Here is a 25,584-nt window from a genome sequence, read left to right as displayed (position 1 = left end):
GGTTTTGCGAACCATGACGCCGGACCTTTATTCCAGCCTTTCGCTCTCGACGCCGGAGCTGATCCTCGCCATCGGCGCGCTGGCGCTGTTGATGGTGGGCGCCTATTCGCGCGCCAACACTGCCATTCTGGTGACTGTCCTTGCCGTCGCCGTGCTGGTGATCGCAGGCCTATGGCTGATCTTTCCCACGGGACAGGGCGCAGCCTACGGCAACGCCTTCATCCAGGATCCGTTCTCCCGCTTCATGAAGGTGCTGTCGCTGATCGGTTCGGCGGTGACGCTGGTGATGTCGATGCGCTTCGCCAGGCAGGAGCATTTCGACAAGTTCGAATACCCGGTGCTGATCCTGCTCTGCACGCTCGGTATGATGCTGATGATCTCGGCCAACGGCATGATCGGGGTCTATCTCGGCCTCGAGCTGCAGTCGCTGGCGATTTACGTGCTGGCCGCGATCAATCGCGACAATCTGCGTTCGACCGAGGCCGGTTTGAAGTATTTTGTGCTGGGCGCGCTGTCGTCGGGCATGCTGCTTTACGGCATCAGCCTCATTTACGGCTACACTGGCAATGTCGGCTTCCAGGAAATCGCCTCGGCGCTTGGCAGCGGTGAGCGCCAGCTCGGCCTCGTCGTCGGCCTGGTCTTCGTTTTGGCCGGCCTTGCCTTCAAGATTTCCGCGGTGCCGTTCCACATGTGGACGCCCGATGTCTACGAGGGCGCGCCGACGCCGGTCACCGCCTTCCTGGCGGCTGCCCCCAAAATGGCGGCAATGGCGCTGATCGTGCGCGTCACCATGGGCGCCTTCAAGCCGATCGCTTCCGACTGGCAGCAGATCATCGTCTTCATCTCGATCGCCTCGATGGCGCTCGGCTCCTTCGCCGCGATCGGCCAAACCAACATCAAGCGGCTGATGGCGTACTCCTCGATCGGCCATATGGGCTACGCGCTGGTCGGCCTAGCCGCCAACAGCCAGGCCGGCGTGCGCGGCGTCGCCATCTACATGCTGATCTATCTCGTCATGACGCTCGGCACCTTCGCCTTCATCCTCGCCATGCGGCGCAAGGAAGGCAATGTCGAGCAGATCAGCGATCTCGCCGGTCTGTCGTCGACCAATCCGATCATGGCGACGATCCTGACCATCCTGATGTTCTCGCTGGCCGGCATCCCGCCGCTCGCCGGTTTCTGGGGGAAATGGTACGTGTTCCTCGCCGCCATCAACGCCAATCTCTATGCGCTGGCGATCATCGGCGTGCTGGCCTCTGTGGTGGGCGCTTTCTACTATCTGCGGATCATCAAGATCATGTGGTTCGACGAACCGGCCGGCGGCTTCGTGCCGATGGCGGTTGAGCTGCGCCTCGTGCTTGGTGTCTCCGGCGCTTTCGTGCTGTTCTATGTGCTGATCGGCGGTCCGATCGCGACCTACGCCGAAGCCGCCGCCAAGACATTTTTCTGACCGGAATGGCATTTCGGCTGGCTCCCACCTCCGAAACGGAAGGGTTCCGGCTCGAGGCCCATGACAGTGTAGGTTCCACCAACACGCTTGCGCTGGACCATGCAAAGGCAGGCGACCCCGGCAAATTGTGGGTCGTTTCCAAGAAGCAGGAAAGCGGCCGTGGCCGCCGCGGCAGGGCCTGGGTATCGCCCGAGGGCAATCTGGCGGCGACATTGCTGGTCATCACCGGCGGTGAGTTGCGTCTGGCGGCGACGCTGGGCTTCGTCGCCGGCCTGTCGCTGGCCGATGCGCTTGACGCCGTGGTGCCGAAGGGCAGGATCGCCATCGGCCTCGACGGCGCCAGCCAAGGGCAGAACCGCTTCGAGCTGAAATGGCCGAACGATGTGCTTGCCTCCGGCGCCAAATTGGCCGGCATCCTGCTGGAATCGGCCATTCTCGATGGCGGCCGTTTCGCGGTGGCGGTGGGCATCGGCGTCAATGTGGTGGCGCATCCGCCGGATTTGCCGTATCCGGCGACATCGCTTCAGGCGCTGGGCGCGACATGCGACGCCGAAACGCTGTTTTTGGCGCTGTCCGATGCCTGGACCGACAATGCCCGGCTGTGGGATGACGGACGCGGGCTCGACGCCATCCGGCGTCGCTGGCTGGCGCGCGCGGCGGGGCTTGGCGGCGAGGTTGCTGTCAGGATTGACGGGAATGTGGTGCGCGGTACCTTCGAGACCATTGACGCGGACTGCCGTTTCGTGATCCGCGATGATGAGGGGTCGGTCGTGACGGTAGCCGCCGGCGACGTGCATTTCGGCGCCGTCGCGTCGGCAAAGATTTAGGGGCTGGCCGCAAGGGCCGGGAAGGGAAAATTGATGGCGAAAGCGCAAAACGCCGAACTCGTCTTCGTGCCGCTCGGCGGCGTCGGCGAGATCGGCATGAACTTCGCCCTTTACGGCTATGGGCCGCCTAGCGCGCGCGAGTGGATCGTCGTCGATGTCGGCGTGACTTTTCCCGATGCGGCGCATCCTGGCGTCGACCTGATCCTGCCCGATACGCGCTTCATCGAGGAGAACCTCGCCGGCCTGCGCGGCATCATCATCACCCACGCGCATGAAGACCATTACGGGGCGCTGCTCGACATCTGGCCGAAGCTGAAGGCGCCGGTGTGGATGACACCGTTCAGCGCCGGACTGCTGGACGCCAAGCGCCAGGGCGAGCAGGGCGCGCCGAAGAAAATTCCGGTGACGATCTACCGGGCAGGCGAAACATTCACTGTCGGCCCGTTCTCGATCGAGGCCATTCCGGTGGCGCACTCGATCCCCGAGCCGATGTCGCTGGCGATCACCTCGCCGGCCGGCACCGTCATCCATACCGGCGACTGGAAGATCGATCCGGAACCGACGATCGGTCCGAAAACCGACGAGGCGCGGTTTCGCGCCTATGGCGACAAGGGCGTTCTGGCGCTGGTCTGCGATTCCACCAATGCGCTGCGCGAAGGCGAATCGCCGTCGGAAGTGGCGGTGGGCGAAGGCCTCAGGGGCGTCATCCAGAGCGCTGTCGGCCGTGTCGCCGTCACCACCTTCTCTTCCAATGTCGGGCGCATCGTCTCGATCGCCAAGGCGGCGCGCGATGCCGGCCGCCAGTGCCTGGTGCTGGGCCGCTCGCTGAAGCGGGTCATCGATGTCGCCGGCGAGCTCGGCTACATGGACGGGCTGCCGGAGTTCATCGCCGAAGAGGATTTCGGCTTCATCCCGCGCGAGAACCTCGTCATCATCTGCACCGGTAGCCAGGGCGAGGCGCTGGCGGCACTGGCAAAACTTTCGCGCGACGAGATGAAATCGGTGTCGCTGACGGCCGGCGACACGGTGGTGTTTTCCTCACGCACCATTCCCGGCAACGAGAAGGCGATCCTCGAGATCAAGAACCGCCTCATCGACCTCGGCATCAAGATCATCGAGGATGGCGACGCGCTTGTGCATGTCTCCGGCCATCCCCGCCGCAGCGAATTGCGCAGGATGTATGAATGGGTGCGGCCGCAGATCGGCGTTCCCGTGCACGGCGAAGCCGCGCATCTGGTGGCGCAGGGGTCGCTGATGTCGACGTCGGGCATCGGCCAGGTGGCGCAAGTGCGCGACGGCGACATGCTGCGGCTGGCGCCGGGTCCGGCCACGATCATCGACCAGGTGCCGTTCGGCCGCATCTACAAGGACGGCAGGCTGATCGGCACCGACCAGGCGATGGGCATACGCGACCGGCGCAAGCTATCCTTTGCCGGCCATGTCGCGGTCAATGTCGTGCTCGACGACAAATATGAGCTCGCCGGCGATCCCGATCTGGTCGCCATCGGCGTCGCCGAGGCCGATGCCCGTGGCGAAAACATGGAAGATCTGATGCTCGACGCGGCCGTCGGCGCGGTCGACTCGATCCCTCGCCAGCGCCGCAAGGACCTCGATCTGGTGCAGGAAGCGGTGCGCCGCGCCGTGCGCCGCGCCGCCAACGAAGCCTGGGGCAAGAAGCCGCTGGTGACGGTGTTTGTGACGAGGTGAGGGAATAGGCAGTAGGCGGTAGGCAGTGGAGAAAAATGCAGATGTATCACTACTGCCTACTGCCCATTCCCTACTCCCTTAACTTGTGGAGCACTTCATGCTGGGACGCCTGAACCATGTAGCACTTGCCGTGCCGGACCTGGCCGCGGCGATTGCGGCCTATCGCGATACGCTTGGCGCGAAGGTCACCGCGCCGCAAGCGCTGCCCGAGCATGGCGTTACCGTGGTGTTCGTCGATGTCGGCAACACCAAGATCGAACTCCTGGAGCCGCTGGGCGAACGGTCGCCGATCGCGGCCTTTCTGGACAAGAACCCCTTCGGCGGCATGCATCATGTCTGCTACGAGGTCGGCGACATCCTTGCCGCGCGCGATCACCTCAAAGCGAGCGGCGCCCGCGTGCTGGGCGATGGCAATCCCAAGACCGGCGCTCACGGCAAGCCGGTGCTGTTCCTGCATCCCAAGGATTTCTTCGGCACGCTGGTCGAACTGGAGCAGGCATGAGCTGGATTTCGTTTGCCGCGCTGTTCTTCATCACCTGGTGGCTGATGCTGTTCATCGTGCTGCCGTTCAGCGTCAAGACGCAGGATGACGATCAGGACGTGACGCTGGGCACTGTTGCGAGCGCGCCGCGCGGACCGCATATGCTGCGCGCCGTGATCCGCACCACCATCGTCACGGCTGTCGTCATGGGGGTTTTCTACAGCCTGACGCACGGGCTGGGCTACAGCCTCGACGAAGTCCCGCACATCATCCCCGAAGCCAGCCAGGCACCTGCTAACTAACCACTTTCCCGCCGACAGATCGGGTGGGGTGTTCGTGCCTGTTTTCGGAGCGCCAAACTCAGGTTTTGTCTCGCCAGCCTGCGATGCACAATCGGCGGCCAGGCATGGCCGACCCGCATTAGAATCACGACTGGGCATCAGGCTGACGCAAGCTCACGTGATTTGGGAACAGGTTGATCTAACCAGATGATCGGGCAAAAAAAATGCAAGGCACAAGGCCTTGCAATTTAAACGCGTTCCGATCTGTTTTCCGGTTTCCGGCGGCAGCGGGTAACCGCGCCTAGATCGCATCCTCCCAAGACTTTGACCGCGTAGGAGAGCAGATTTTTCTCCACCCTCTCGGTTATCGGGGCACACTAGCCTAACCCTGATGAAATTGTCACGCAGAATTTTGCCCGCAATCGGGCAATCTGTGCTGCAGTGCACAATAGTGCGGCAGGCTTTGCTTGCGAAACGAACAACACCGGGGCTGCGGCCTTAATCTGGTCAGGTGTGCCGCGTCGCCCGGACGCGCAAAGCGTGTGTGAGCACTTCGGAGTCAGGGTCATCATTTTGCATCAAAAGCATTATCGTTTTCGGTGCGAAGGTCTTTGGAAGAAGAATCGATTTTTGCGATTTCGGACCGATGCGGCCGGTCGGGTTTCCATTCCGTCACGAAATAGCTATGAAGCCGGGGCAAGCAAGCCAGCCGCGCCGATTCCGGCGCAGCCTCCTCTCTCACGGACCTGTCCATGCGTTTGTCGCAGTTTTTCCTGCCCATCCTGAAAGAAAATCCGCGCGAGGCCGAGATCGTCTCGCACCGGCTGATGCTGCGTGCCGGCATGATCCGCCAGCAGGGGCAGGGCAGCTTTTCCTGGCTGCCGCTGGGCAAGCTGGTGCTCGACAAGGTCTGCCGCATCATCCGCGAGGAGCAGAACCGCGCCGGCGCGCTGGAAATCCTGATGCCGACCATCCAGTCGGCCGATCTGTGGCGCGAAAGCGGCCGCTATGACGACTATGGCAAGGAGATGCTGCGCATCAAGGACCGGCAGGACCGCGACATGCTCTACGGTCCGACCAACGAGGAAGTGGTCACCGAGATCGTGCGCGCCTACGTCAAGTCGTACAAGGATTTGCCGCTCAACCTCTACCACATCCAGTGGAAGTTCCGCGACGAGGTGCGTCCGCGCTTTGGCGTCATGCGTTCACGCGAATTCCTGATGAAGGACGCCTATTCCTTCGACCTCGATTTCGAGGGCGCGAAGGCCGCCTATAACCGCATGTTCGTATCCTATCTCCGAACGTTCACGCGCATGGGGCTGCAGGCCATTCCGATGCGGGCCGACACCGGGCCGATCGGCGGCGATCTCAGCCATGAATTCATCATCCTGGCCGACACCGGCGAGAGCCAGGTCTATTGCGACCGCGAATATCTGTCGCTCCAGGTGCCCGGCGAGAAAACCGACTTCGGCAATGACGGCGAGATCGCCGACATCGTCAAAACGTGGACGACGCCTTACGCCGCCACCGACGAGATGCATGACGAGGCGGCCTGGGACAAGCTTGGCGAGGCCGACCGGGTCTCGGCACGCGGCATCGAGGTCGGCCACATCTTCCATTTCGGCGACAAATATTCCAAGCCCATGGGCGCCAAGGTGACCGGGCCCGACGGCAAGGATCATTTCGTTTCCGGCGGCTCCTACGGTATCGGTCCGTCGCGGCTGGTGGCGGCGATCATCGAGGCCAGCCATGACGACAACGGCATCATCTGGCCGGAAGCGGTGACGCCGTTCGACATCGGCCTGATCAACATGAAGGCCGGCGACGCCGAGTGCGACCGCGTCTGCGGCGAGCTCTACGCCGCCTTCACCAGCGCCGGCAAGGATGTGCTTTACGACGACACCGACCAGCGGCCGGGCGGCAAGTTCGCCACCGCCGACCTGATCGGCCTGCCCTGGCAGGTGATCGTCGGGCCGCGCGGCGTGGCCGCCGGCGAGATCGAGATCAAGAACCGCCGGACCGGCGAGCGCGAGACGCTGCCGGTCGCGGAGGCCAGGAAACGCTTCGGTGCAACCGCATGAGCGAAGCCGCGGCAGCGAAGTCTTCGGTAGCCCAGTCTCCGGTTGGCAAGTCTCCGGTCGCCAAGTCTCCGGTCACCAAGTCTCCGGTCGCCGGCCCGTTCTCCATGTTCGAACGCATGGTCGCCTGGCGTTATTTGCGGTCGCGCCGCAAGGAGACGGTGATCTCGGTCATCGCCTCGATCTCCTTCCTAGGCATAATGCTGGGCGTCGCCACGCTGATCGTCGTCATGGCTGTCATGAATGGGTTTCGAGCCGAACTTCTGACCCGCATCCTCGGCGTCAACGGCCATCTGATCGTGCAGCCGCTGGATTCGCCGCTTGAGGATTATGCGCAGGTCGCAGCCCGCATCAACGGCGTGGCCGGCGTCAAATACGCGATCCCGCTGATCGATGGCCAGGTGCTGGCGCAGGGCAATGTCGGCGGCGGCATGGGCGCGCTGGTGCGCGGTATCAGGGCCGAAGACCTCGGCAAGATCGCCATCGTCGCCCAAAACGTCAAGCAAGGCACGCTTGACGGCTTCGACTCCGGCGAGGGCGTCGCCATCGGCAAGCGCATGGCGGAGAATCTCGGCCTTGTGCTCGGCGACACCATCACGCTGATCTCGCCGGACGGCGATGTGACGCCGATGGGCACGACGCCGCGGCTGAAGGGCTACAAGGTGGCGGCGATCTTCGAGGTCGGCATGTCGGAGTATGACAGCTCCATCGTCTACATGCCGTTTTCCGAAGCGCAGCTCTATTTCAACATGGACGGCAGGGCGCAGACGATCGAGATCTATGTCGACAACCCCGATAATGTCGATGCGCTGAAACCGCTGGTCGATGCGGCGGCGCAGCGGCCGATCGATATGGTCGACTGGCGCCAGCGCAACGAGACGTTCTTTTCCGCACTGCAGGTCGAACGCAACGTCATGTTCATGATCCTGACGCTGATCGTGCTGGTGGCGGCGCTCAACATCATTTCGGGCCTGATCATGCTGGTGAAGGACAAGGGCCACGACATCGCCATCCTGCGCACGATGGGCGCCTCGCGCGGCGCCATCCTGCGCATCTTCCTGATGACGGGTGCTGCGATCGGCGTAACCGGCACGCTCGCCGGCGTGCTGCTCGGGGTGCTCATCTGCACCAACATCGAATCCATCCGCCAGTTCTTCTCCTGGATGACCGGCAAGGTGCTGTTCAATCCGGAACTCTATTTCCTCAGCCAGCTGCCGGCAAAGATGGACCCGCGCGAGACCACCTATGTCATCCTGATGGCGCTCGGCCTGTCCTTCCTGGCAACAGTGTTTCCGGCATGGCGCGCCGCACGGCTCGATCCGGTCGAGGCCTTGAGATACGAATGAAGTCCGAGATCATTATCGAGCTGAAGAGCGTCGAGCGGCACTATGTCCAGGGGCCGCGCAAGCTCACCATTTTGAACGGCGCCGACTTTTCGCTGAAACGCGGCGAGATGGTGGCGCTGGTGGCGCCGTCGGGCACCGGCAAGTCGACGCTGCTGCACACGGCGGGCCTGCTCGAGCGCCCCGACGCCGGCGACGTCATTCTGGCCGGCCGCGCCTGCGGACGGCTCTCCGACGACGAACGCACGGCAATCCGCCGCAACGATGTCGGCTTCGTCTATCAGTTCCATCATCTGCTGCCGGAGTTTTCGGCGCTCGAAAACATCATGATGCCGCAGCTGATCAAAGGGCTTTCGCGCAAGGAGTCGTCGGAGCGCGCAGCACAGCTGCTCGACTATATGCAGATCGGCAAGCGCGCGTCGCACCGTCCGTCGGAGCTGTCCGGCGGCGAACAGCAGCGCGTCGCCATCGCCCGTGCCGTCGCCAATGCGCCCTTGCTGCTTTTGGCCGACGAGCCGACCGGCAATCTCGACCCGGTCACCGCGTCCTATGTCTTCGAGGCGCTTGGCGCGCTGGTCAAGCAGTCCGGCCTTGCCGCGCTGATCGCGACCCACAATCACGAACTCGCCTCGCGCATGGACCGCCGGGTGACGTTGGCGGATGGCAAGGTCGTTCCGTTGTAGGCCCCAACTTCCTCATCCTAGGGTCTGCGCCGCGTCGCTGCGCTCCTTGCTCCGCCCTAGGATCACGAAGTGATTGGTGCGTGTCCCGATCGCAAAGGCATGCGATGCGCCCTGCGTCAGCACTGCCGTCACCCCGTCAACCTTTCGTTAACCCTGCCCAAACCGGCTGTCAGGATTCGTCGGCATGCCGCTTTCCGCTCATTGACTTTCGAACAAAGTTAGAACAAAATACGAACATAGCAACAACAGGAGAGAGTTATGAGCGATCTTGTTCAGGACGTCGTTTCGTTGGTGTGCATGAGTGCGTTTCTGGTTTCCATGGCCGTCTGGATCGGCGCCATGTGATGCAACTGCTGTTCGCCGCAGTGTTTTAGGCGGGCAGGAGGGGCGTTGTGCCGTTAAGCCTTTCTTGCCGCCGTGCCGCTAGGGTGCCCTGCCAAATACAGGGAGCAAAACCTCAGGTGTCGCCGATCGTGACGGCCCTTCTCGTGGCCGGTAATCTCGGATTGATTTTCCTTTTGATGACCGCGCCGCTCGGTTTGCGCACGGTGAGGCTCAGCCGCGTGGTCGCAATGGACCGGCAGCGCCTCTGGCAGGCGCTGTGGCCGCTCGGCAGCGATGCCGGCTGGTCCGGCGAGATACTCTCGGCCCAGCCGCTGGACGGGCAGGGCACGGCCCGCATCCTGCTGTCGTGGGAAGGCCGGGACGGCCAGCCGATCGAGCGCAGGTCGCGCTTCGAGGACGTCGTCGAAGGCAGTCGTTTTTCGATGCGGGTCATCGAGGATACCGCGCTCGACGCGTCGTTCTGGAAGGATTTTTATGAGACCACCGAACTCACCTCGGAAGGTGCCGGCACGCGGGTGACGCTCAGTCAGACCGATCGCTATCGCGGCGTCGCCTTCCTGGTGTTCCGCTACTTCGCCATGCGCCGCGAGCTCGGCAAGCTGGAGATCTGGGCGAGGACCGGACAGTATCGCAAGGGCGGCTGGTTCGAGCATCCGCTGAGCCAGGTCGGTTTCGCCGTTCTGTCGGCTTTCATCCTTTGGCCGTTCTTCGGGCTCAATCTTGGCGGCCTGGCGCTGGCCGCGATCCTGACCTCGGTGGTCGCCCTGCATGAGCTCGGCCACATGGCGGCCTTCCGGCTGACCGGTCATCGCAAGGCGCGGATGATCTTTATCCCGCTGCTCGGCGGCATCGCCATTGGTGGCCGGCCTTATGACAGCCGCTTCGAGGTCGCCTTCGTGGCGCTGATGGGCGCCGGCTTTTCCGCGTTCCTGGTTCCGCTGCTGATCGTCGCCAGCGGGCTCGCGTCCGGCGAGGGACATCGGCTCGCCGCGGCCCTTCTGGCGACGCTTGCCGGCTTTGCCGCGCTGTTCAACATCGCCAATCTGGTGCCGGTGTGGAAATTCGACGGCGGCCAGGTGCTGCGCCAGATCTGCCCGGGGCCGGTCGCCCTGGCGCTCGCCTCGTTTTCCCTGCTCTCGGCCTTGCTGTGGCTTGGCTGGCTGGCCGGCTTTTCCCAAAGCTTTCTGCTGGTGGCGGGCGCCGTCTTTGCCATCCTCAGCCTGATGACAGTGGGTAGCGGGGTAAAACCGCGCCACGAATTGAAGCCGATCCGCATCTTCGATCGTTTCGCCATGGCCGGCGCGCTGCTGGCCGTCTTCGCCATTCACGGTTTCGGGCTGTTGTGGGCCTCGGCGCGGTTGCTTTGAGCGTTGGTCGAGGCGAGACTCAGCCGGCCTTGCGAGCCGGTTCTGCAGAAGTTGACTTCGCTGCCCCGAAAACATCCTCGAAGGCGGATTTCAGCGCCAGGTCGAAATCGCCCATGGTCACGGGCAGGCCGAGGTCGACGAGGCTGGTGACGCCGTGATCCGGCACGCCGCATGGCACGATGCCGCTGAAATGGCTGAGATCCGGCTCGACATTGACGGCAATGCCATGAAAGCTCACCCAGCGCCGCAGCCGGATGCCGATGGCCGCGATCTTGTCTTCAGCCGGCGAGCCGTCGGGCAGGGACGGGCGCTCGGGCCGCACCACCCAGACTCCGACGCGGTCCTCGCGGCGTTCGCCGCGCACATTGAAGGTGGCAAGCGTGCCGATGATCCACTGCTCGAGCGCGGCGACGAAGGCGCGCACATCCTCGCGCCGGCGCTTCAGGTCAAGCATGACATAGGCAACCCGCTGCCCCGGCCCGTGATAGGTGTATTCGCCGCCGCGCCCCGCGGCAAAGACCGGGAAACGGTCGGGGTCGATCAGGTCCTCGATGCGGGCGCTGGTCCCGGCGGTGTAAAGCGGCGGATGCTCGACCAGCCAGACCATCTCGGCGGCTGCACCCGCGCGGATCGCCTCGGCGCGCGCTTCCATCAGGGCCAGCGCATCGGTGTAGCCGGTCAGGCCGGGCTCGATGCGCCATTCGACCGGCGCCGAACCCGGCAAGGGCAGGAACGACGTGGCGATCTGGCTGCGTTCGGTCATGGCTTTTTCGTTTTTCGCGTGATGCACGCCGGCTTGGCGAAACCGCCTTGCGCTCTGGGGCCAAATGCATTTGCCCTTCATATGGCGGTATCCGGCTGAAACGTCCAGTTCGCCACGCATTTCGGCCTTCGCGCACGACCCCGAAGATAGGAACGATCTTCGGAAAGGATCATGCGCCAAATCAAAGTGCTGCAGCGTCCTTTGCGCGTCCCACAGGACGCGCGGCGCTGTAGAGGCCGATATGCCAATTCGCGGCGATTATTGCGCGCCGCGCCCTTGTTTCGCCGGAAACGATTTGCTACACGCCGCGAGCCGGTTCGTTCCGGCTCCTACCACGGGCGGTCGTGGCGGAATTGGTAGACGCGCAGCGTTGAGGTCGCTGTGGGGCAACCCGTGGAAGTTCGAGTCTTCTCGACCGCACCATAATTTTTCGGCCATTGAAATCATTGCGGCTTCTCAGGCCGTCGACGCCAAATCATCGCCTTTGGCGCTTGAACCGGCCGCAGCAGAGTTGCAACAAGACGTCGCAGAGCCGCACGCGAACGCCGCTTGGCTCGCACCGGCCAGCCTCCTGCACCTGAGTCCCCGGCTTTGCCGGTGGCGGGGCAGGGGATGTGATTGACCTAAGCGGCGCGTCGTTGCGGGAAATGGAGACCCGGACGGGCTCGACGAGGGTCAACGGCCGTCACGACGGTGTGGTGGTGATCGCAGTAGACGCGATCCGGCGACGTCGGCCCGGCACAAAACCGGTAACCACCGGGTACCGACCGGTCTTCGCTCACCGGGAAGCGGCACTGGTGCAGGCCTAGCTGAATGAGGGGGACGTCTCTCGACGCTGGTCTGATATTTTCACGCATGATGGTTTTCAGTTTCCTGGTTCATAGCCATTGCCGGCTGACGGCCGCGATGCGACCGGTCGGAGCGAGCTTCTCTCGTTTTGGAGGGCTGTGGACCACATATGGTGCTGATAGCACCGTCAAAGAAGCCCGGCGCCCCGCTTCTGCAGCCAAATCGTTTGCGACTTAAGGCCACACCCGCGAGCGCCCGAAGCACCTGTCCGGCCGGGATTTGCCGGCGCGCCGTTGCATAGCCTCAGTCCGTCGCCGCCGATCGCTTGAAGACGATGGTGACCCTGGTTCCCTCGCCGGCACTCGACTTGACGTCGAATTGCGCCTTGGCATTTTCGGTCAGCGACCGCGCGATCAAGGAGCCGAGCTTGCCGGGCCTGGGCCAGGTCTCACCCGTCGGCAGACCGATCCCATCATCGGCGACAGTCACCCGGCAACCATCGCCGCTGACGACGCTGTGCAGCGTGATCGTGCCGCCATCGCGCCCGACGAATGCATGTTTGAGAGCGTTGGTCAGCAACTCATTGACGACCAGGCCTGTCGGCATGGCAACGTTGATGGATACCGGATAGGTATCCACCTTAAGGTCGAGGCGGATACCTTCGACTGCGTGCGACGCCATGACGGCGGACGCGATCTGGCTAAGGTACACGCCAAGATCCACCTCATCCTTCTGCTGGTCAGCCGACAATGTCTGGTAGAGGATTGCCAATGCGTCTACCCGGCCGGCAAGCCTTTCGAAACGCTTCTGGTCCGGTTCGGTGGCGTTGCGGGTTTCCATCCGGATCAAAGCGGTGATCATCTGCAGATTGTTTTTCACCCGATGCTGCAGTTCGCGCAACAGGGTGTCCTTCTCCCGGATGAGCTCCTCCGCGGGTCGCGCGTCCTCGGTCTCACCGTGTGCCGTGACGTCGACAAGCGCCACCAGCCGGAAGCAGAGCTTGCCGTTGTCGTCCTCGATAACGTTGGAATAAACGTCGACGATTGCCGGCTTGTCCTCGCCGCGCTCGAGGCGAAACGTGCCGACGAAATCGGTGTCTTCAACGACAGCCTCGGCGAGCGGCCTGTCCTTCTGCCGATGAAGCCCCCTGCCGGAAAGGGCCGCCCAGTTTTCCCGCGCAAGCTTCGGCGCCTTGAGGTCCGAGAGCTTCTCGAATTCGGGATTGGCGTAGACGACACGTTCCTTCGCGATCAATTCCGAGACGGCGATCGCGATCGGCATCTGGTCGAGAAATTTCTTGAACTGGTCGCTTTCCAGCGCGGTGGCGAGGTCAGGCGTATCGAGCAATTGCTCGACAGCGTCAGCCTTATCGGAGTCTGTCATCTCGGCGCCTGCGTGATGCGTGGAAGCCATCAATATCAGGCATGCAATTCACCCGCCATCTCCAATATCGAAGGGGATACGACAGCGTCACTACTGGTGCGGGCCGCGTCGCGCAGCGCTCCACCGCCTGCCGCTCACGAACGAATTGGACAGAAGGCATTTTTCTCAGGGCCGCCGAACTTTGAAAAGAAATGTCTATGGAATTTGTAGAATTACGCTTTGAATGGGATCTCGGTACTGCTCGCAAGCCTTGGCGGCCTTCGCCTCCTGAGTTGAGATCAGTGCTCTCGTTGCCAAGCAAGTCGGCTCCCGATGAGGGAGTTGCTCCGCCGATCGCTATGCGGCCGGCAGACGGCGGAGCATTGCCACCAGCCCGCGGCTTTAGAGGAAGAGGTTCCCATGACCAGACTTACCCCCGTAGAGCAGATCATCCCGGATGCCGATATTGTCCCGCTTACCGGACGCGTCGGCGCAGAGATCAGGAACATTCGGCTCTCCGGCGACCTGCCGCAGCAGACGGTCGCGGCGATCAACCAGATCCTGTTGCGGCACAAGGTGGTGTTCTTCCGCGACCAGGCGCATCTCGACGATGCCGAGCAGGAGCGCTTTGCCCAGCGTCTCGGCGACCTCGTCCCGCATCCGACCCAAGGTCCCGTCAAGGGAACGGCGTCCATTCTCGAACTCGATTCCAGCCGTGGCGGCGGTCGCGCCGACCAATGGCATACCGATGTCACCTTCGTCGACGCCTATCCGAAATTCTCCGTTCTTCGCGGCGTCGTCATACCGCCGGCCGGCGGCGACACCATCTGGTCGAACACCGCGGCCGCCTATCAGGACCTGCCCGAGCCGTTGAAGCTGCTGGCCGACAATCTCTGGGCGGTGCACAGCAACGCCTACGATTACGCCGCGGTGCGGCCGCGTGCGAGCGCCGCGGAAAAGAAGCACTTCGAGGAAATCTTCACCTCGACGATCTACGAGACCGAGCATCCCGTTGTCCGCGTCCATCCCGAAACAGGCGAGCGCTCGCTGCTGCTCGGCAATTTCGTGCAACGGCTGATCGGTCTTTCCAAAACCGATTCGTCGAAGCTCTACGAGGTGTTCCAGTCCTATGTCACGGCGCCGGAGAACACCGTGCGCTGGCGCTGGAAGGCCGGCGATGTGGCGATCTGGGATAACCGCGCGACGCAGCACTACGCCGTCAACGATTACGGCGACCAGCACCGGGTGGTGCGTCGCGCCACGGTCGACGGCGACATTCCGGTCAGCGTCGACGGCCGCCGCAGCGCCACCCGCACCAAGGTCGCGAAGCCCGTGACCGACAAGGCCGCCTAAGGTTGGGCTGCCTGAGCTTCGGGCCGCCTGAGGCGCAGGCGAATCGGAGGCCGCTGTTCAAGCTGCCTTCTTCATCCCCGCCAGCGTGTCCGCCACCACCTCGCCGAACGAGGACGGAGTCGGCACGATGATCACGCCGGCTTCTTTCAAGATTTCCACCTTTTCCTGCGCCGACTCGCCGAAGGCCGAGATGATGGCGCCGGCGTGGCCCATGCGGCGGCCTTTGGGGGCGGAGAGGCCGGCGATGTAGGCGATCAGCGGCTTTCTCATATTGTCGCGCGCCCAGATGGCCGCTTCGGCTTCCTGCGGCCCGCCGATCTCGCCGATCATCACCACGGCGTCGGTGTCGTCATCCTGTTCGAATAGTTTCAGCACGTCCTTGAAGGAGGAGCCGTTGATCGGGTCGCCGCCGATGCCGACGCTGGTCGAGACGCCGATGCCGAGCGACTTCATCTGCGACGCCGCCTCGTAGCCCAGGGTTCCCGAGCGGCCGACAATGCCGACGCGGCCGGGGAGGTAGATGCTGCCGGGCATGATGCCCATCAGCGCCTGTCCGGGCGTGATGATCCCGGCGCAGTTCGGGCCGATCAGCCGCATGCGGTCCTCGTAGCGGTAGCGCAGCATGTAGCGCTTGACCTGCATCATGTCCTGCGACGGGATGCCGTCGGTGATGCAGACGCAGAGTTTAATGCCGGCGTCCGCCGCTTCCATGATCGAATCGGCGGCAAAGGGCGGCGGCACGAAGACGATGCTGGCCTCGGCGCGGGTCTCGCGCACCGCGCCCTTGACCGTGTTGAAGACGGGCAGGCCGAGATGCTTCTGGCCGCCTTTGCCGGGGGTGACGCCGCCGACCAGCTTGGTGCCATAGCGTTTCATGTCGTCGGCATGGAAGCTGCCGATCTTGCCGGTGAACCCCTGGACGATGACGCGGGTGCTGCGGTTGAGCAGGATTGCCATTTTCTCGACCTCCCTAGAGCATGATGCCGAAAAGTGTGAAGCGGTTTTCGGACGACATCATGCTCCATCTGTTTGATTTTAGAGACGGATTCAGATTTCAGGTCGAATCGACCTGAAATCATCCGGCTCTAGGCTGCTTTTTTCTTGGTGGCCGCGCGCCATGCGGCGACGGCTTTTTCGGCGGCTTCGGCCAGCGTGTCGGCAACGATTACCGCCTCGCCGGAATCGGCCAGGATGCGGCGGCCTTCCTCGGCCTTGGTGCCGGAGAGACGGACCACCAGCGGCACGTTCACGCCGACCTCGCGTATTGCCTTGATTATGCCTTCGGCGACCCAGTCGCAGCGGTTGATGCCGGCAAAGATGTTGACCAGTATGGTCTCGACATTCTTGTCGCCGAGCACGGCGCGGAAGGATTTCGCCACCCGCTCGGGCGAGGCGCCGCCACCGATGTCGAGGAAGTTGGCCGGCTCGCCGCCGGCGATCTTGATCATGTCCATGGTCGCCATGGCGAGGCCGGCGCCGTTGATGATGCAGCCAATATTGCCGTCGAGCCCGACATAGGACAGGCCGCGATCGCTGGCGAAGGTTTCGCGCGGGTCTTCCTGGCTCTTGTCGCGCAGCTCGGAGATTTCCGGCCGGCGGAACAGCGCGTTCTCGTCGAACGACATCTTGGCGTCGAGCGCGATCAGATTGCCGTCGCGGGTCACCACCAGCGGATTGATCTCCAGCATCGAGGCGTCGTAGTCGCGAAACACCCGGTAGCAGCTGAAGATGGTCTCGGTCGCCTTGCCGATCAGATTGTGGTCGAGGCCGAGCCCGAAGGCGATCTCGCGCGCCTGGAAACGCTGCATGCCGACACCGGGATCGACCGATGTGCGCAGGATGGAATTGGGCGCCTTCTCGACGATGTCCTCGATCTCCATGCCGCCCGCCGCGGACGCCACGATCATGACGCGCTCTTCCTTGCGGTCGAGCACGAAGCCGACATAGAGCTCCTGCGCGATATCGACGGCTTCCTCGAGATACAGGCGCGAAATCAGCTTGCCGCGCGGGCCGGTCTGCTGGGTCACCAGCTTGCGGCCGAGCATGGCTTCGGCAGCGTTGGAGATCTCCTCGTCATTGGCGCAGAGCTTGATGCCGCCGGCCTTGCCGCGGGCGCCGGAATGCACCTGCGCCTTCAGCACCCATTTGGCGCCGCCGATCTCGCGGGCCCTGTAGGTCGCCTGCTCGGGGCTGTAGGCCAGCCCGCCGCGCGGCACATGCACGCCGTGGCGTGCCAGCAGTTCCTTGGCCTGATATTCGTGGATGTCCATTTTGTCCTCCCTGAACAGTCAATGCGTGGCGACGCGCGGCTCGCTAGAGAATTGGCTGGCCCGTTCGATTGCCTCGTTGACCACCAGAACATTGCGCGCCATGCGTTCCGACGCTGCGTCGATCATCTTGCCGTCGAGTGCGGCCGCTCCCTTGCCCTGCGCCTCCGCCTCCTTCAGCACTTCGAGGACTCGCCTGGCACGGGTCACCTCTTTTTCCGGTGGAGAGAATACGCCGTTGGCGAGCGCGATCTGCGAGGGATGGATTGCCCATTTGCCTTCGATACCGAGGGCCGCCGCGCGCCTGGCCCCGGCGACGTAGCCCTCCGGATCGGAGAAGTCGCCGAACGGTCCGTCAACGGCGCGCAAGCCATAGGCGCGGCAGGCGACGGTCATCCGCGACAAAGCGAAATGCCACTGGTCGCCGGGATAGTCGGGGTTGAGGCCACCGATGTTGACGGTGCGCGCCTTGCAGCTTGCCGCATAGTCGGCGACGCCGAAATGCATGGCTTCCAGCCGGCCGGGTGTCGCGGCAATCGCCTCGACATTGGCCATGCCGAGCGCGGTCTCGATCAGCGCTTCGAGGCCGACGCGGGTCTTGAAACCTTTGGCCATTTCGATCTGGTTGACCATGGCCTCGACCATGTAGAGGTCGGCCGGCACGCCGACTTTCGGCACCAGGATCGTGTCCAGCCTGTCGCCTGCCTGTTCCATGACGTCGACCACGTCGCGATACATGTAATGGGTGTCGAGGCCGTTGATGCGCACCGAGACGGTCTTGCCCTTGGCGCGCCAGTCGATGTCGTTGAGCGCCTGGATGATGTTCTTGCGGGCGCGCTCCTTGTCGGGTGGGGCAACGGCGTCCTCGATGTCGAGGAAGATGAAGTCGGCGGCGCTGTTGGCGGCCTTGTCGATCATCTCCGGGCTGGAGCCCGGAACGGCCAGCTCGCTGCGCTGCAGCCGCAGTTTTTTCAGATGGTTGATGGTGTGGCTCATCGTCGGCTCCCCTCAAGCGGCTTCGGCGACCGGCACGGCGGCCGAGGCGCGGAAGTGCTGGATGGCGGCGCCGACGCCGGAGCCGGGCGCCAGCCGTACGCCGCAGTCGAGCAGCGCCATTTCGGCGGCCGAGAGCGAGGCCAGCACCATCACCTCGTTCAGCCAGCCGAGATGGCCGATGCGGAAGACCTTGCCGATCACCTTGTTGAGGCCGCCGCCGAGCGCGGTCTGGTATTTCTGGTAGGCGCGCTTGACCACATCGCCGCTGTCGACGCCGTCCGGCACCAGGATGGCGCTGACCGTATCGGAGTGCCATTTCGGCGCCTTGGCGCAGAGCTTCAGGCCCCAGGCGTCGACTGCCTTGCGCACGCCTTCGGCGAGACGATGGTGGCGGGCGAAGATGTTTTCCAGCCCTTCCTCGGCGATCAGGTCGAGCGAGGCGCGCAGACCGCGCAGCAGCTGTGTAGCCGGCGTATAAGGGAAGTAGCCGGCATCGTTGGCGCGGATCATGTCCTCGAAGGAGAAGAAGCAGCGGCGGTGCGTGGCGCTCCGCGAGGCCACCAGCGCCTTCTTGCTGACGGAGAGGAAACCGAGGCCGGCGGGCAGCATGAAACCCTTCTGCGAGCCGCTGACGGCGCAATCGACGCCCCATTCCTCCTGGCGGAAGTCGATCGAGCCGATCGACGAGACGCCGTCGACGAAGAGCAAAGCAGGGTGGTTGGCGTCGTCGAGCGCGGCGCGGCAGCCGGCGACGTCGCTGGTCACGCCGGTCGCCGTCTCGTTCTGCGTGCAGAAGATTGCCTTGATGCGATGCGCCTTGTCGTCGCTGAGCCGCTCGGCATAGAGCTCGAGCGGCACGCCGGTCCCCCAGTCGCAATCGATGACATCGACCTCGAAGCCGAGGCGCTCGGCCATGTCGACCCACAGATGCGAGAACTGTCCGAAGCGCGACATCAGCACGCGGTCACCGGGGCTGAGCACATTGGTCATCGCCGCTTCCCAGGCGCCGGTGCCGGAGGAGGGATAGATGAAGACGCGGCCGGTCTCGTTCTTGAACACCGTCTTGATGTCTTCGAACAGCGGTAGCGTGAGATCGGGGAAGGATGCTGCACGCATGTCTTCCATCGGCAGGTTCATCGCCTGCCGGACCTGTTCGGGGATGTTGGTCGGTCCGGGAATGAAAAGATGGGTGAAACCGGCCATGTCGCGAACTCCTCCTGATCCAGCAAAGCGGTGAGGGGAGTTTCGTCTCGACGGCTAAAGGCAACAACACCTCAAGGGGTAACATCTTGCCGCGCGCGGGTGGGGGTTGCCTACCCGGGTGACCTACCCGCGGCCAGTCGCTCGCCTACCCCAACGGCTGCTTCTGGGTACGCCTCTCCCGCGCGTAGAGCGCGACTGCCATCGCCCGGTTGCGGACGTCGAGCTTGTCGTAGAGATTCTTGAGGTGGTATTTCACCGTGTTCTCCGAAATCCCGGTGCGCGTCGCGATCTGCAGATTGGTCCAGCCGTCGGACAGCACCGCCAGCAGCTCGCGCTCGCGCACGGTGAGCAGCGACAAGGGTGTGTCGTTGACCTTGTTGATGTCGATGTAGGGGATGCAGATGCGGCCATGCGCGACGGCCAGGATGGTCTCGAAGATGATCGCCGGATCGTCGAACTGGAAGCAGTAGCCCTGGGCGCCGAGCCGCACGCACTGCTTCAGGATGCCGATGTCGTGGTCGTTGGAAAACACCGCGATGCGCACGCCCAGCTTGCGGCTGTGAACCTCGGCCAGCACATCGGCGCCGTCCATGTCGGAGAGCTTCCAGCCGATAACGGCGACGTCGAATTCGCCTTCCGCTGCCAATTCCAGAAAATGCCTGCCGCTTTGCACGCAGGCCCTGAGATCGAAGCGCCCGTCGCAGTCCAGCATGTCGCGCACCGCCGATATCACGAGCGGATTGCGTTCGGCCACGACCACGCGCACGCGCCGTTCCTCGATTGCTTTCTGAGTCTGCGACCTGATCTTCAAGGGCTTCCGGCTGTTCTGGTTGTCGCCTGGGCGGGTCCGGCCTTTGCCTGAACCTGCATCATGACAATTCTGCCCCAACCGTGCTGGGGTGCTCTTTCCCCAGCGACATGCGCTGTCGCGCCGCCTGAATCCTGGGCGGCGTCATATCCTGATGAAATCGCTCTCGCCCATATGCAGGGCGGGGCGCATTTCGTTTGATATTACCGTGCGTTGCGCGCTAGACCTGACAGGCACCTTTTCCGAAATTCCCATGGCGGGAGCCGCTGGTGGAACGCCAGGACGACCACACGACCGGCGCCAAAGCCGCTGACGATGCCCACGCCGACATCTATGGCGAGGACGGCGCCGTTCTGTCATCATTCCTCGCCCAGATCGGGGCGGCGATCGCCGATCGCGATACGCTGACGCTGAAGCGCGAAGTCGACGACCTGCACCAGTCGGAACTTGGCGATCTGCTCGAGGCCCTGCACCCCGAACAGCGTCGCGCCCTTGTCGAACTGCTCGGCGCCGACTTCGACTTCTCGTCGCTGACCGAGGTCGACGAGGCGATCCGCCGCGATATCGTCGACAATATGCCCAATGAGCAAATTGCCCAGGGCATGCAGGACCTCGATTCCGACGACGCGGTCTACATTCTCGAAGATCTTGAAAAGGAAGACCAGGACGAGATCCTGTCGCAGCTGCCGTTCACCGAGCGGATCAGGCTGCGCCGCTCGCTCGACTACCCGGAAGAGACCGCCGGCCGCCGCATGCAGACCGAGTTCGTCGCCGTGCCGCCGTTCTGGACCATAGGCCAGACCATCGACTACATGCGCGAAGACAAGAACCTGCCCGAGCGGTTCAGCCAGATCTTCGTCATCGATCCAAGCTTCAAGTTGCTCGGCGCCATCGACCTCGACCAGATCCTGCGCACCAAGCGCACGACCAAGGTCGGAGACGTGATGCACGAGACGAGGCACGCCATTCCGGCCACCATGGACCAGGAAGAGGCGGCGCGGGACTTCGAGCAATACGATCTTCTGTCCGCCGCCGTCGTCGACGAGAACGAGCGGCTGGTCGGCGTGCTGACCATCGACGACGTCGTCGACGTCATCCAGCAGGAGGCCGAGGAAGATCTGCTGCGCATGGGCGGCGTCGGCGACGAAGAGTTGTCCGACAGCATTCTTTCGACCTCGCGCTCGCGCGTTCCCTGGCTGCTGGTCAACCTGTTGACGGCGTTCCTGGCGGCGTCGGTGATCGGCCTGTTCGACCGCACCATCGACCACATCGTGGCACTGGCCGTGCTGATGCCGATCGTGGCCGGCATGGGCGGCAATGCCGGTTCGCAGACCATGACCGTCACGGTACGCGCGCTGGCGACCAGGGATCTCGACATCTACAATGCCGGCCGCATCATCCGCCGCGAAATGGGCGTGGGTTCCATCAACGGCATCATCTTCGCCGTGCTGATCGGCATCGTCGCGGCCGTCTGGTTCCGCGATGCCAATCTGGGCGGCATCATAGCGGCGGCGATGATCATCAACATGTTCGTGGCAGCCCTTGCCGGTATCCTGATCCCGCTATTGCTCGACCGGTTCAAGATCGATCCGGCGGTGGCGTCGGCGGTTTTCGTCACCACCGTCACCGACGTCGTTGGCTTCTTTGCCTTCCTGGGGCTGGCCACCTGGTGGTTCGCTATCCCTTGAGAAAGAGGCGTTGCGGGCTCAATTGACTTTTACGTAAATGTGGTGCGAGGCTTGCGCGGGGTTTCATGCCGAGTCCGGCTTGGAACGGGGTTGATCGGAATGCGTTGGAAATCCCGGGCGACCGGGCGTTTTCCGATGTTCCGACATTTGGAGCAAAGATGCGGGAATATTATTCGATCACCGAACTGACCCGCGAATTCGACGTGTCGACGCGGACGCTGCGCTTCTACGAGGATGAGGGGCTGGTGCAACCGGTCCGGCGGGGCCGCACAAGGCTGTTTCGCCCATCTGACCGGCATCTGATCCGCCAGATCATGCGCGGGAAACGGCTCGGCTTCTCGATCAACGAGATCCGCGAAATCATCCAGATGTATAAGGAACCGCCCGGCGAGGTCGGTCAACTCAAGCTGATGATCAAGCGCATCGAGGAAAAGCGCGAGGATCTCAGGCAGAAGCGCCGCGATCTCGAGGAGACGCTGGCGGAGCTCGACCAGGCTGAGGAGTCTTGCGTCGAGCGGCTGGTGGAGCTGGGGGTTAATACCTGAGCGGACCGTCGAGCGTTTGCGCGCCCGTCGCAAACGTTCGCGATTAGCGGAGGCCTTCCACACTTCGTCATTCTAGGGCGAAGCAGGAGCGAAGCTCCGTCGCGGAGACCCTAGAATCCATTCCGTGACATCGGTCGTGGAGTGCAGCGGTAGCGAATTCTGGACCATAGCAACGCTCTGGAGTCGCGGCATGGATCCTCGGGTCTGTGCTGCGTCGCTACGCTCCTTGCTCCGCCCGTGGATGACGAAGAAACGGATGCGCCAGCTAATCGCCAAGGTATACACCCCTGCCACGCCGCCTCAGATCCAGCGCCTGACCCGCTTCGCATAGTCGCGGTACTTCTTGCCGAATTTGGCGAACAGCACCTTCTCCTCGCTCTCGATGGCGACCTTCTGCGTTGCAAATGCCGCGATCAAAGCCAGCGGCAGGAACCATACGATCCCCGAGACGAAGGCGACGCCGATCAAAAGCAGCGTGTTGGCCAGATACATCGGGTTGCGCGTCACGCCGAACGGGCCGGACGTCACCAGATGATCCGGCACGCCATTGGGGTTCATCGTCGTTTTGGCCCCGATCATGGTGCGGATAGCGGTGAACCAGAGGGCTGCGACGGCAAACAGCACCACAAAGCCGGCGGCAAACAAAAGGTCGCCCAAGAGGTCGCCGATCCAGGGCAGGGGATAGAACAGGCCGAGCGCGATGCTGATGGCAATGGCGGCGATGTAGATCAGCGGCGGCCATGGGATCAGCCGTGGTCTCGGTAGATCGGGTTTTGCCAGCCCGGGTTTTGTGAGCTTGTCGGTCATTGTTGCCCTCCCTGCGTCATCGGACTCTCCTCCGTCCTTGCGGTGCAGATGCCGGCGAGTTCACCGAGATGCGCTTTGAACTCCGGGGTCTGGTCACCATTGTAGAGCCGGTCGAATGCCGCTTCGCTTTGCAGCGTGTCCAGCATGCACACACAATAGCTGGTGCAGAACTCCGTGTCGCGCTGCTGTTCGCAGGATACCTGGCATTCCTTGAGGAAGACTACTTCCCGTGTCTCGACCGGCGCCGGCGCGATCTGCGAGAACAGCCAGACGCAGCCGAACAGCAGCGGCTGGTGGATCAGATAGAAAGCCAGGCTGTGGCGGCCGATGAAGGTGAGCGGCCTGGTCCAGCTTCCTGATCCCAGCGTGGCCAGCCGCGCCAGCAGGCCGGTGGTGGACGCAAACTTTGCCGCGGCGATGCCGAGAAGCACGGCGCCGAACCAGGGAAACAGCGGCACGTAATCGTTGGAGCGCGGGTTGATCGCCGACAGGCCGACCCACCACAGCGCCGGATGATCGAAGGCTTCGGATCGGAAATAGATCGGCCCGGCGATCACCACCGCCGCCACGACAAGCGCCAGCAAGGACGGCAGCCGCAAGAACAAAAGGCCGAGCAGGCTGGCCAGCGCGATCTGATGCAGGATGCCGAAGAAGATGAAGCTGTCCGGCGTGATGAAGTACGTGACCGCCGATATAGCGGCGGCCGCGACGGCGACCATGGCAAAACGTTTCCAGAAGCCGGTCCAGCGGATCTGCCTGCCATGCGCGAGAAACAGGCTGACGCCGACCAGGAACAGGAAGGTCGAGGCGATGCAGCGCGCATAGATCTTCCACCAGCCGACGGCGGTGAGGCCGGGATCGGTGTAGTGGAAATTTTCGAGATCCCAGGTGAAGTGGTAGCTCGCCATGGCGATCAGCGCGATGCCGCGTACGACATCGATGGCGACGATGCGCTTCGGTTGATCTCGCTTCAGTTGATCTCCAGGGGGTGCGGTATGGATGCTCATGGTCTCGCGATCTGATTCAGCCCCAAAGACGACTATCACGGTTGCACCGGACAAAAGAAGGCCGCCCTCTACGCTCCGGGTCGCGCCGTGCGGCTGCATCGCGCGGCGCTTTAGGCCAGAGCCGGAAAGCCTTTGGCCGAATTCGCTTTTTGCCGGGAAGGGGTCGGTTTCCTGTTACCGGCGGAGGAAGCGCCAGCGCAGATTTGGGCTGCGAGTCTGATTTGGGGATCAAATGTCCACCCATGTGCGCCATCCGATCTGGCTGCCAGCCCTGCGTCCGGCGGATGCGCGCACCTTTGCCTCGCTCTATGCGGTCGAATCCTTCGCCCGTGCCACGGTGTCGAGCGTCATCCCGATCCAGGCTTATGAGATTCTGCACAACGAGCAGATCGTCTCGATCCTCTACACCATCGTGGCGCTGCTCGGCCTGTCGGTGACCTTGTTCATGCCGATGCTGATCCGCAGGTTTGACCGGCGCTGGGTCTATACCGCCGGCGCCTGCCTGCTGGCGATGGGCTCGCTGTTCTTCGTCACCCACACGCTTGCCGGGCAACTGGCAGGCATGCTGTGCCGCGTGATGGGGGCGAGCGCCCTGTCGATCACGCTCAACCTCTACATCATGGACCACATCCGCAAGACCGATTTCATGCAGGCCGAATCGCTGCGCATGGCGTGGTCGATGCTGGCCTGGACCGGCGGGCCGACACTCGGCATCTTCCTCTACACACGGTACGGCATCTATGCCGCGCATGGCGCGGTCGCGGTGTTTGCGTTGGCCTTGCTGGCGCTGTTCTGGACCTACAGGCTGGGCGACAACCGGTCGATCCGGCCGGGCAAGACACGGCCGGCCAATCCGCTGGCCAATATCGGCCGCTTCGTAGCACAACCCAGGCTCAGGCTGGCCTGGCTGATCGCCTTCGGCCGCTCCTGCTTCTGGACGACGTTCTTCGTCTACGGGCCGCTGTTCATGGTGATTACCGGCGAGGGCAAGCTTGCCGGCGGCCTGCTGGTTTCGGCCGGCAATGCGCTGTTGTTCATGGCGATCTTCTGGGGCAAAGCGGGAAAACGCTTCGGCGGCCGGCGCACCATGACCTTCGCCTATTTCGCGATGTCGGCGACGCTGCTTGCGGCGGGCGCGGTCGGCACTACCGCGCCGCTGCTTACGGGCTTTTTCCTGCTCTGCGGCGCCTTCTTCACCATCGCGCTCGATGCACTGGGCTCGACCGCCTTCATGCGCTCGGTGCGGTCCTATGAGCGGGCGCAGATGGCCGCGGTCTACCGCACCTATCTCGACTTTTCCGAGCTGACGCCGCCGCTGGTCTATTCGGTGGTGCTGGCGTTTTTCGGCCTCGGCTCGGTGTTCGTGACGCTGGGCATTCTGGCCGCGGTTTGCGGCTTTATCTCCTGGCGCTATCTGCCGAAGTCGCTTTAGTC

The 25,584-nt window shown here is 63.4% G+C and carries 23 protein-coding genes and 1 tRNA gene; 14 read left to right on the top strand and 10 right to left on the bottom strand.

Annotation, left to right across the window (positions count from 1 at the left end; all coding sequences use genetic code 11):
* Positions 1–13 precede the first annotated feature (13 nt).
* The 9 genes from nuoN (at position 14) to NKI64_RS17225 (ending at position 10,562) form a co-directional block, all read left to right on the top strand.
* Positions 14–1,450, top strand: coding sequence for an NADH-quinone oxidoreductase subunit NuoN (nuoN, locus tag NKI64_RS17265; protein WP_023727691.1), 1,437 nt, complete (start codon positions 14–16; stop codon positions 1,448–1,450).
* A gap of 5 nt (positions 1,451–1,455) precedes the next feature.
* Positions 1,456–2,277, top strand: a complete 822-nt coding sequence (locus NKI64_RS17260) for a biotin--[acetyl-CoA-carboxylase] ligase (protein WP_023698334.1) — start codon at positions 1,456–1,458, stop codon at positions 2,275–2,277.
* A 33-nt stretch (positions 2,278–2,310) separates the two neighbouring features.
* Positions 2,311–3,984: a ribonuclease J gene (locus NKI64_RS17255; protein WP_352668910.1), complete on the top strand. Its 1,674-nt coding sequence runs from the start codon at positions 2,311–2,313 to the stop codon at positions 3,982–3,984.
* 97 nt (positions 3,985–4,081) lie between these two features.
* On the top strand, positions 4,082–4,486 hold the full coding sequence (mce, locus tag NKI64_RS17250) for a methylmalonyl-CoA epimerase (protein ID WP_352521997.1): 405 nt from the start codon (positions 4,082–4,084) through the stop codon (positions 4,484–4,486).
* Entirely contained in the window at positions 4,483–4,767 is a 285-nt protein-coding gene (locus NKI64_RS17245; RefSeq protein WP_023670803.1) for a DUF1467 family protein, read from the top strand. The genes mce and NKI64_RS17245 overlap by 4 nt, the downstream gene beginning before the upstream one ends.
* A gap of 731 nt (positions 4,768–5,498) precedes the next feature.
* Complete coding sequence (gene proS / locus NKI64_RS17240) at positions 5,499–6,827, top strand: proline--tRNA ligase (RefSeq protein ID WP_023670802.1); 1,329 nt, start codon at positions 5,499–5,501, stop codon at positions 6,825–6,827.
* Between the two features lie 104 nt (positions 6,828–6,931).
* Positions 6,932–8,170 carry a lipoprotein-releasing ABC transporter permease subunit gene (locus NKI64_RS17235; protein ID WP_031194713.1) on the top strand — a complete coding sequence of 413 codons (1,239 nt, stop codon included), beginning with the start codon at positions 6,932–6,934 and terminating at the stop codon, positions 8,168–8,170.
* Positions 8,167–8,850, top strand: coding sequence for an ABC transporter ATP-binding protein (locus NKI64_RS17230; protein ID WP_023690966.1), 684 nt, complete (start codon positions 8,167–8,169; stop codon positions 8,848–8,850). Before NKI64_RS17235 ends, NKI64_RS17230 begins: the two co-directional genes overlap by 4 nt.
* Before the next feature lie 461 nt (positions 8,851–9,311).
* Positions 9,312–10,562, top strand: a complete 1,251-nt coding sequence (locus NKI64_RS17225; protein WP_023741629.1) for a peptidase M50 — start codon at positions 9,312–9,314, stop codon at positions 10,560–10,562.
* 19 nt (positions 10,563–10,581) lie between these two features.
* Here the strand turns inward: NKI64_RS17225 and lipB are convergent, their stop codons facing one another.
* Positions 10,582–11,325 (bottom strand): lipoyl(octanoyl) transferase LipB, encoded by a 744-nt coding sequence (lipB, locus tag NKI64_RS17220; protein WP_023741628.1) that lies wholly within the window; start codon positions 11,323–11,325, stop codon positions 10,582–10,584.
* A 338-nt stretch (positions 11,326–11,663) separates the two neighbouring features.
* On the opposite strand from lipB, the gene NKI64_RS17215 reads away from it, so the two are divergent.
* A tRNA-Leu gene (locus NKI64_RS17215) sits at positions 11,664–11,748 on the top strand.
* A gap of 200 nt (positions 11,749–11,948) precedes the next feature.
* On the opposite strand, the gene NKI64_RS17210 is transcribed toward NKI64_RS17215, so the two are convergent.
* Both NKI64_RS17210 and NKI64_RS17205 read right to left on the bottom strand, forming a co-directional pair.
* A complete protein-coding gene (locus NKI64_RS17210) occupies positions 11,949–12,182 on the bottom strand; it encodes a GcrA family cell cycle regulator (protein WP_081726058.1) in 234 nt (77 codons plus the stop codon).
* A gap of 235 nt (positions 12,183–12,417) precedes the next feature.
* The gene (locus NKI64_RS17205) at positions 12,418–13,497 is read right to left on the bottom strand and encodes a sensor histidine kinase (protein WP_023685214.1); all 1,080 of its coding nucleotides are present in this window, start codon (positions 13,495–13,497) and stop codon (positions 12,418–12,420) included.
* Between the two features lie 399 nt (positions 13,498–13,896).
* Between NKI64_RS17205 and NKI64_RS17200 the strand changes: the two genes are divergently transcribed.
* Positions 13,897–14,829, top strand: coding sequence for a TauD/TfdA dioxygenase family protein (locus NKI64_RS17200; protein WP_352668906.1), 933 nt, complete (start codon positions 13,897–13,899; stop codon positions 14,827–14,829).
* A 57-nt stretch (positions 14,830–14,886) separates the two neighbouring features.
* On the opposite strand, the gene sucD is transcribed toward NKI64_RS17200, so the two are convergent.
* The 5 genes from sucD to NKI64_RS17175 all read right to left on the bottom strand — a co-directional run bounded on the left by sucD (position 14,887) and on the right by NKI64_RS17175 (position 20,061).
* Entirely contained in the window at positions 14,887–15,786 is a 900-nt protein-coding gene (sucD, locus tag NKI64_RS17195; protein WP_352668903.1) for a succinate--CoA ligase subunit alpha, read from the bottom strand.
* Positions 15,787–15,914: 128 nt separating this feature from the next.
* Positions 15,915–17,099, bottom strand: coding sequence for a malate--CoA ligase subunit beta (locus NKI64_RS17190; RefSeq protein WP_352668901.1), 1,185 nt, complete (start codon positions 17,097–17,099; stop codon positions 15,915–15,917).
* A gap of 18 nt (positions 17,100–17,117) precedes the next feature.
* Positions 17,118–18,092 carry an HpcH/HpaI aldolase/citrate lyase family protein gene (locus NKI64_RS17185; protein ID WP_352668899.1) on the bottom strand — a complete coding sequence of 325 codons (975 nt, stop codon included), beginning with the start codon at positions 18,090–18,092 and terminating at the stop codon, positions 17,118–17,120.
* Between the two features lie 12 nt (positions 18,093–18,104).
* Positions 18,105–19,295, bottom strand: a complete 1,191-nt coding sequence (locus tag NKI64_RS17180) for an aminotransferase class V-fold PLP-dependent enzyme (protein WP_023712721.1) — start codon at positions 19,293–19,295, stop codon at positions 18,105–18,107.
* Between the two features lie 145 nt (positions 19,296–19,440).
* Positions 19,441–20,061 (bottom strand): response regulator transcription factor, encoded by a 621-nt coding sequence (locus NKI64_RS17175; RefSeq protein ID WP_032897227.1) that lies wholly within the window; start codon positions 20,059–20,061, stop codon positions 19,441–19,443.
* Positions 20,062–20,372: 311 nt separating this feature from the next.
* On the opposite strand from NKI64_RS17175, the gene mgtE reads away from it, so the two are divergent.
* Positions 20,373–21,791: a magnesium transporter gene (mgtE, locus tag NKI64_RS17170; RefSeq protein ID WP_352668896.1), complete on the top strand. Its 1,419-nt coding sequence runs from the start codon at positions 20,373–20,375 to the stop codon at positions 21,789–21,791.
* A 158-nt stretch (positions 21,792–21,949) separates the two neighbouring features.
* On the top strand, positions 21,950–22,336 hold the full coding sequence (locus NKI64_RS17165; RefSeq protein ID WP_006203215.1) for a MerR family transcriptional regulator: 387 nt from the start codon (positions 21,950–21,952) through the stop codon (positions 22,334–22,336).
* A gap of 300 nt (positions 22,337–22,636) precedes the next feature.
* On the opposite strand, the gene NKI64_RS17160 is transcribed toward NKI64_RS17165, so the two are convergent.
* Together NKI64_RS17160 and NKI64_RS17155 are read right to left on the bottom strand one after the other, a co-directional pair.
* Positions 22,637–23,143 (bottom strand): methyltransferase family protein, encoded by a 507-nt coding sequence (locus NKI64_RS17160; protein WP_031199065.1) that lies wholly within the window; start codon positions 23,141–23,143, stop codon positions 22,637–22,639.
* A complete protein-coding gene (locus tag NKI64_RS17155) occupies positions 23,140–24,150 on the bottom strand; it encodes a heparan-alpha-glucosaminide N-acetyltransferase (RefSeq protein ID WP_023733796.1) in 1,011 nt (336 codons plus the stop codon). Before NKI64_RS17155 ends, NKI64_RS17160 begins: the two co-directional genes overlap by 4 nt.
* A 232-nt stretch (positions 24,151–24,382) precedes the next feature.
* On the opposite strand from NKI64_RS17155, the gene NKI64_RS17150 reads away from it, so the two are divergent.
* Positions 24,383–25,582: an MFS transporter gene (locus tag NKI64_RS17150; RefSeq protein ID WP_023733795.1), complete on the top strand. Its 1,200-nt coding sequence runs from the start codon at positions 24,383–24,385 to the stop codon at positions 25,580–25,582.
* The last annotated feature ends 2 nt before the right edge of the window (positions 25,583–25,584 follow it).

It is taken from the genome of Mesorhizobium sp. M0478 (genome assembly GCF_040321305.1).
GTDB lineage: Bacteria > Pseudomonadota > Alphaproteobacteria > Rhizobiales > Rhizobiaceae > Mesorhizobium.
This window is presented reverse-complemented; position numbering and strand designations above follow the sequence as displayed.

Coding starts and splice junctions, on each gene's coding strand:
- NKI64_RS17230 (WP_023690966.1), top strand. CDS start 8,167: ATGAAGTCCGAGATCATTATCGAGCTGAAGAGCGTCGAGCGGCACTAT.
- sucD (WP_352668903.1), bottom strand. CDS start 15,786: ATGGCAATCCTGCTCAACCGCAGCACCCGCGTCATCGTCCAGGGGTTC.
- NKI64_RS17205 (WP_023685214.1), bottom strand. CDS start 13,497: ATGACAGACTCCGATAAGGCTGACGCTGTCGAGCAATTGCTCGATACG.
- NKI64_RS17245 (WP_023670803.1), top strand. CDS start 4,483: ATGAGCTGGATTTCGTTTGCCGCGCTGTTCTTCATCACCTGGTGGCTG.
- NKI64_RS17235 (WP_031194713.1), top strand. CDS start 6,932: ATGTTCGAACGCATGGTCGCCTGGCGTTATTTGCGGTCGCGCCGCAAG.
- NKI64_RS17200 (WP_352668906.1), top strand. CDS start 13,897: ATGACCAGACTTACCCCCGTAGAGCAGATCATCCCGGATGCCGATATT.
- NKI64_RS17210 (WP_081726058.1), bottom strand. CDS start 12,182: ATGCGTGAAAATATCAGACCAGCGTCGAGAGACGTCCCCCTCATTCAG.
- lipB (WP_023741628.1), bottom strand. CDS start 11,325: ATGACCGAACGCAGCCAGATCGCCACGTCGTTCCTGCCCTTGCCGGGT.
- NKI64_RS17190 (WP_352668901.1), bottom strand. CDS start 17,099: ATGGACATCCACGAATATCAGGCCAAGGAACTGCTGGCACGCCACGGC.
- NKI64_RS17185 (WP_352668899.1), bottom strand. CDS start 18,092: ATGAGCCACACCATCAACCATCTGAAAAAACTGCGGCTGCAGCGCAGC.
- nuoN (WP_023727691.1), top strand. CDS start 14: ATGACGCCGGACCTTTATTCCAGCCTTTCGCTCTCGACGCCGGAGCTG.
- NKI64_RS17150 (WP_023733795.1), top strand. CDS start 24,383: ATGTCCACCCATGTGCGCCATCCGATCTGGCTGCCAGCCCTGCGTCCG.
- mce (WP_352521997.1), top strand. CDS start 4,082: ATGCTGGGACGCCTGAACCATGTAGCACTTGCCGTGCCGGACCTGGCC.
- NKI64_RS17155 (WP_023733796.1), bottom strand. CDS start 24,150: ATGAGCATCCATACCGCACCCCCTGGAGATCAACTGAAGCGAGATCAA.
- NKI64_RS17255 (WP_352668910.1), top strand. CDS start 2,311: ATGGCGAAAGCGCAAAACGCCGAACTCGTCTTCGTGCCGCTCGGCGGC.
- NKI64_RS17160 (WP_031199065.1), bottom strand. CDS start 23,143: ATGACCGACAAGCTCACAAAACCCGGGCTGGCAAAACCCGATCTACCG.
- NKI64_RS17260 (WP_023698334.1), top strand. CDS start 1,456: ATGGCATTTCGGCTGGCTCCCACCTCCGAAACGGAAGGGTTCCGGCTC.
- NKI64_RS17165 (WP_006203215.1), top strand. CDS start 21,950: ATGCGGGAATATTATTCGATCACCGAACTGACCCGCGAATTCGACGTG.
- NKI64_RS17180 (WP_023712721.1), bottom strand. CDS start 19,295: ATGGCCGGTTTCACCCATCTTTTCATTCCCGGACCGACCAACATCCCC.
- proS (WP_023670802.1), top strand. CDS start 5,499: ATGCGTTTGTCGCAGTTTTTCCTGCCCATCCTGAAAGAAAATCCGCGC.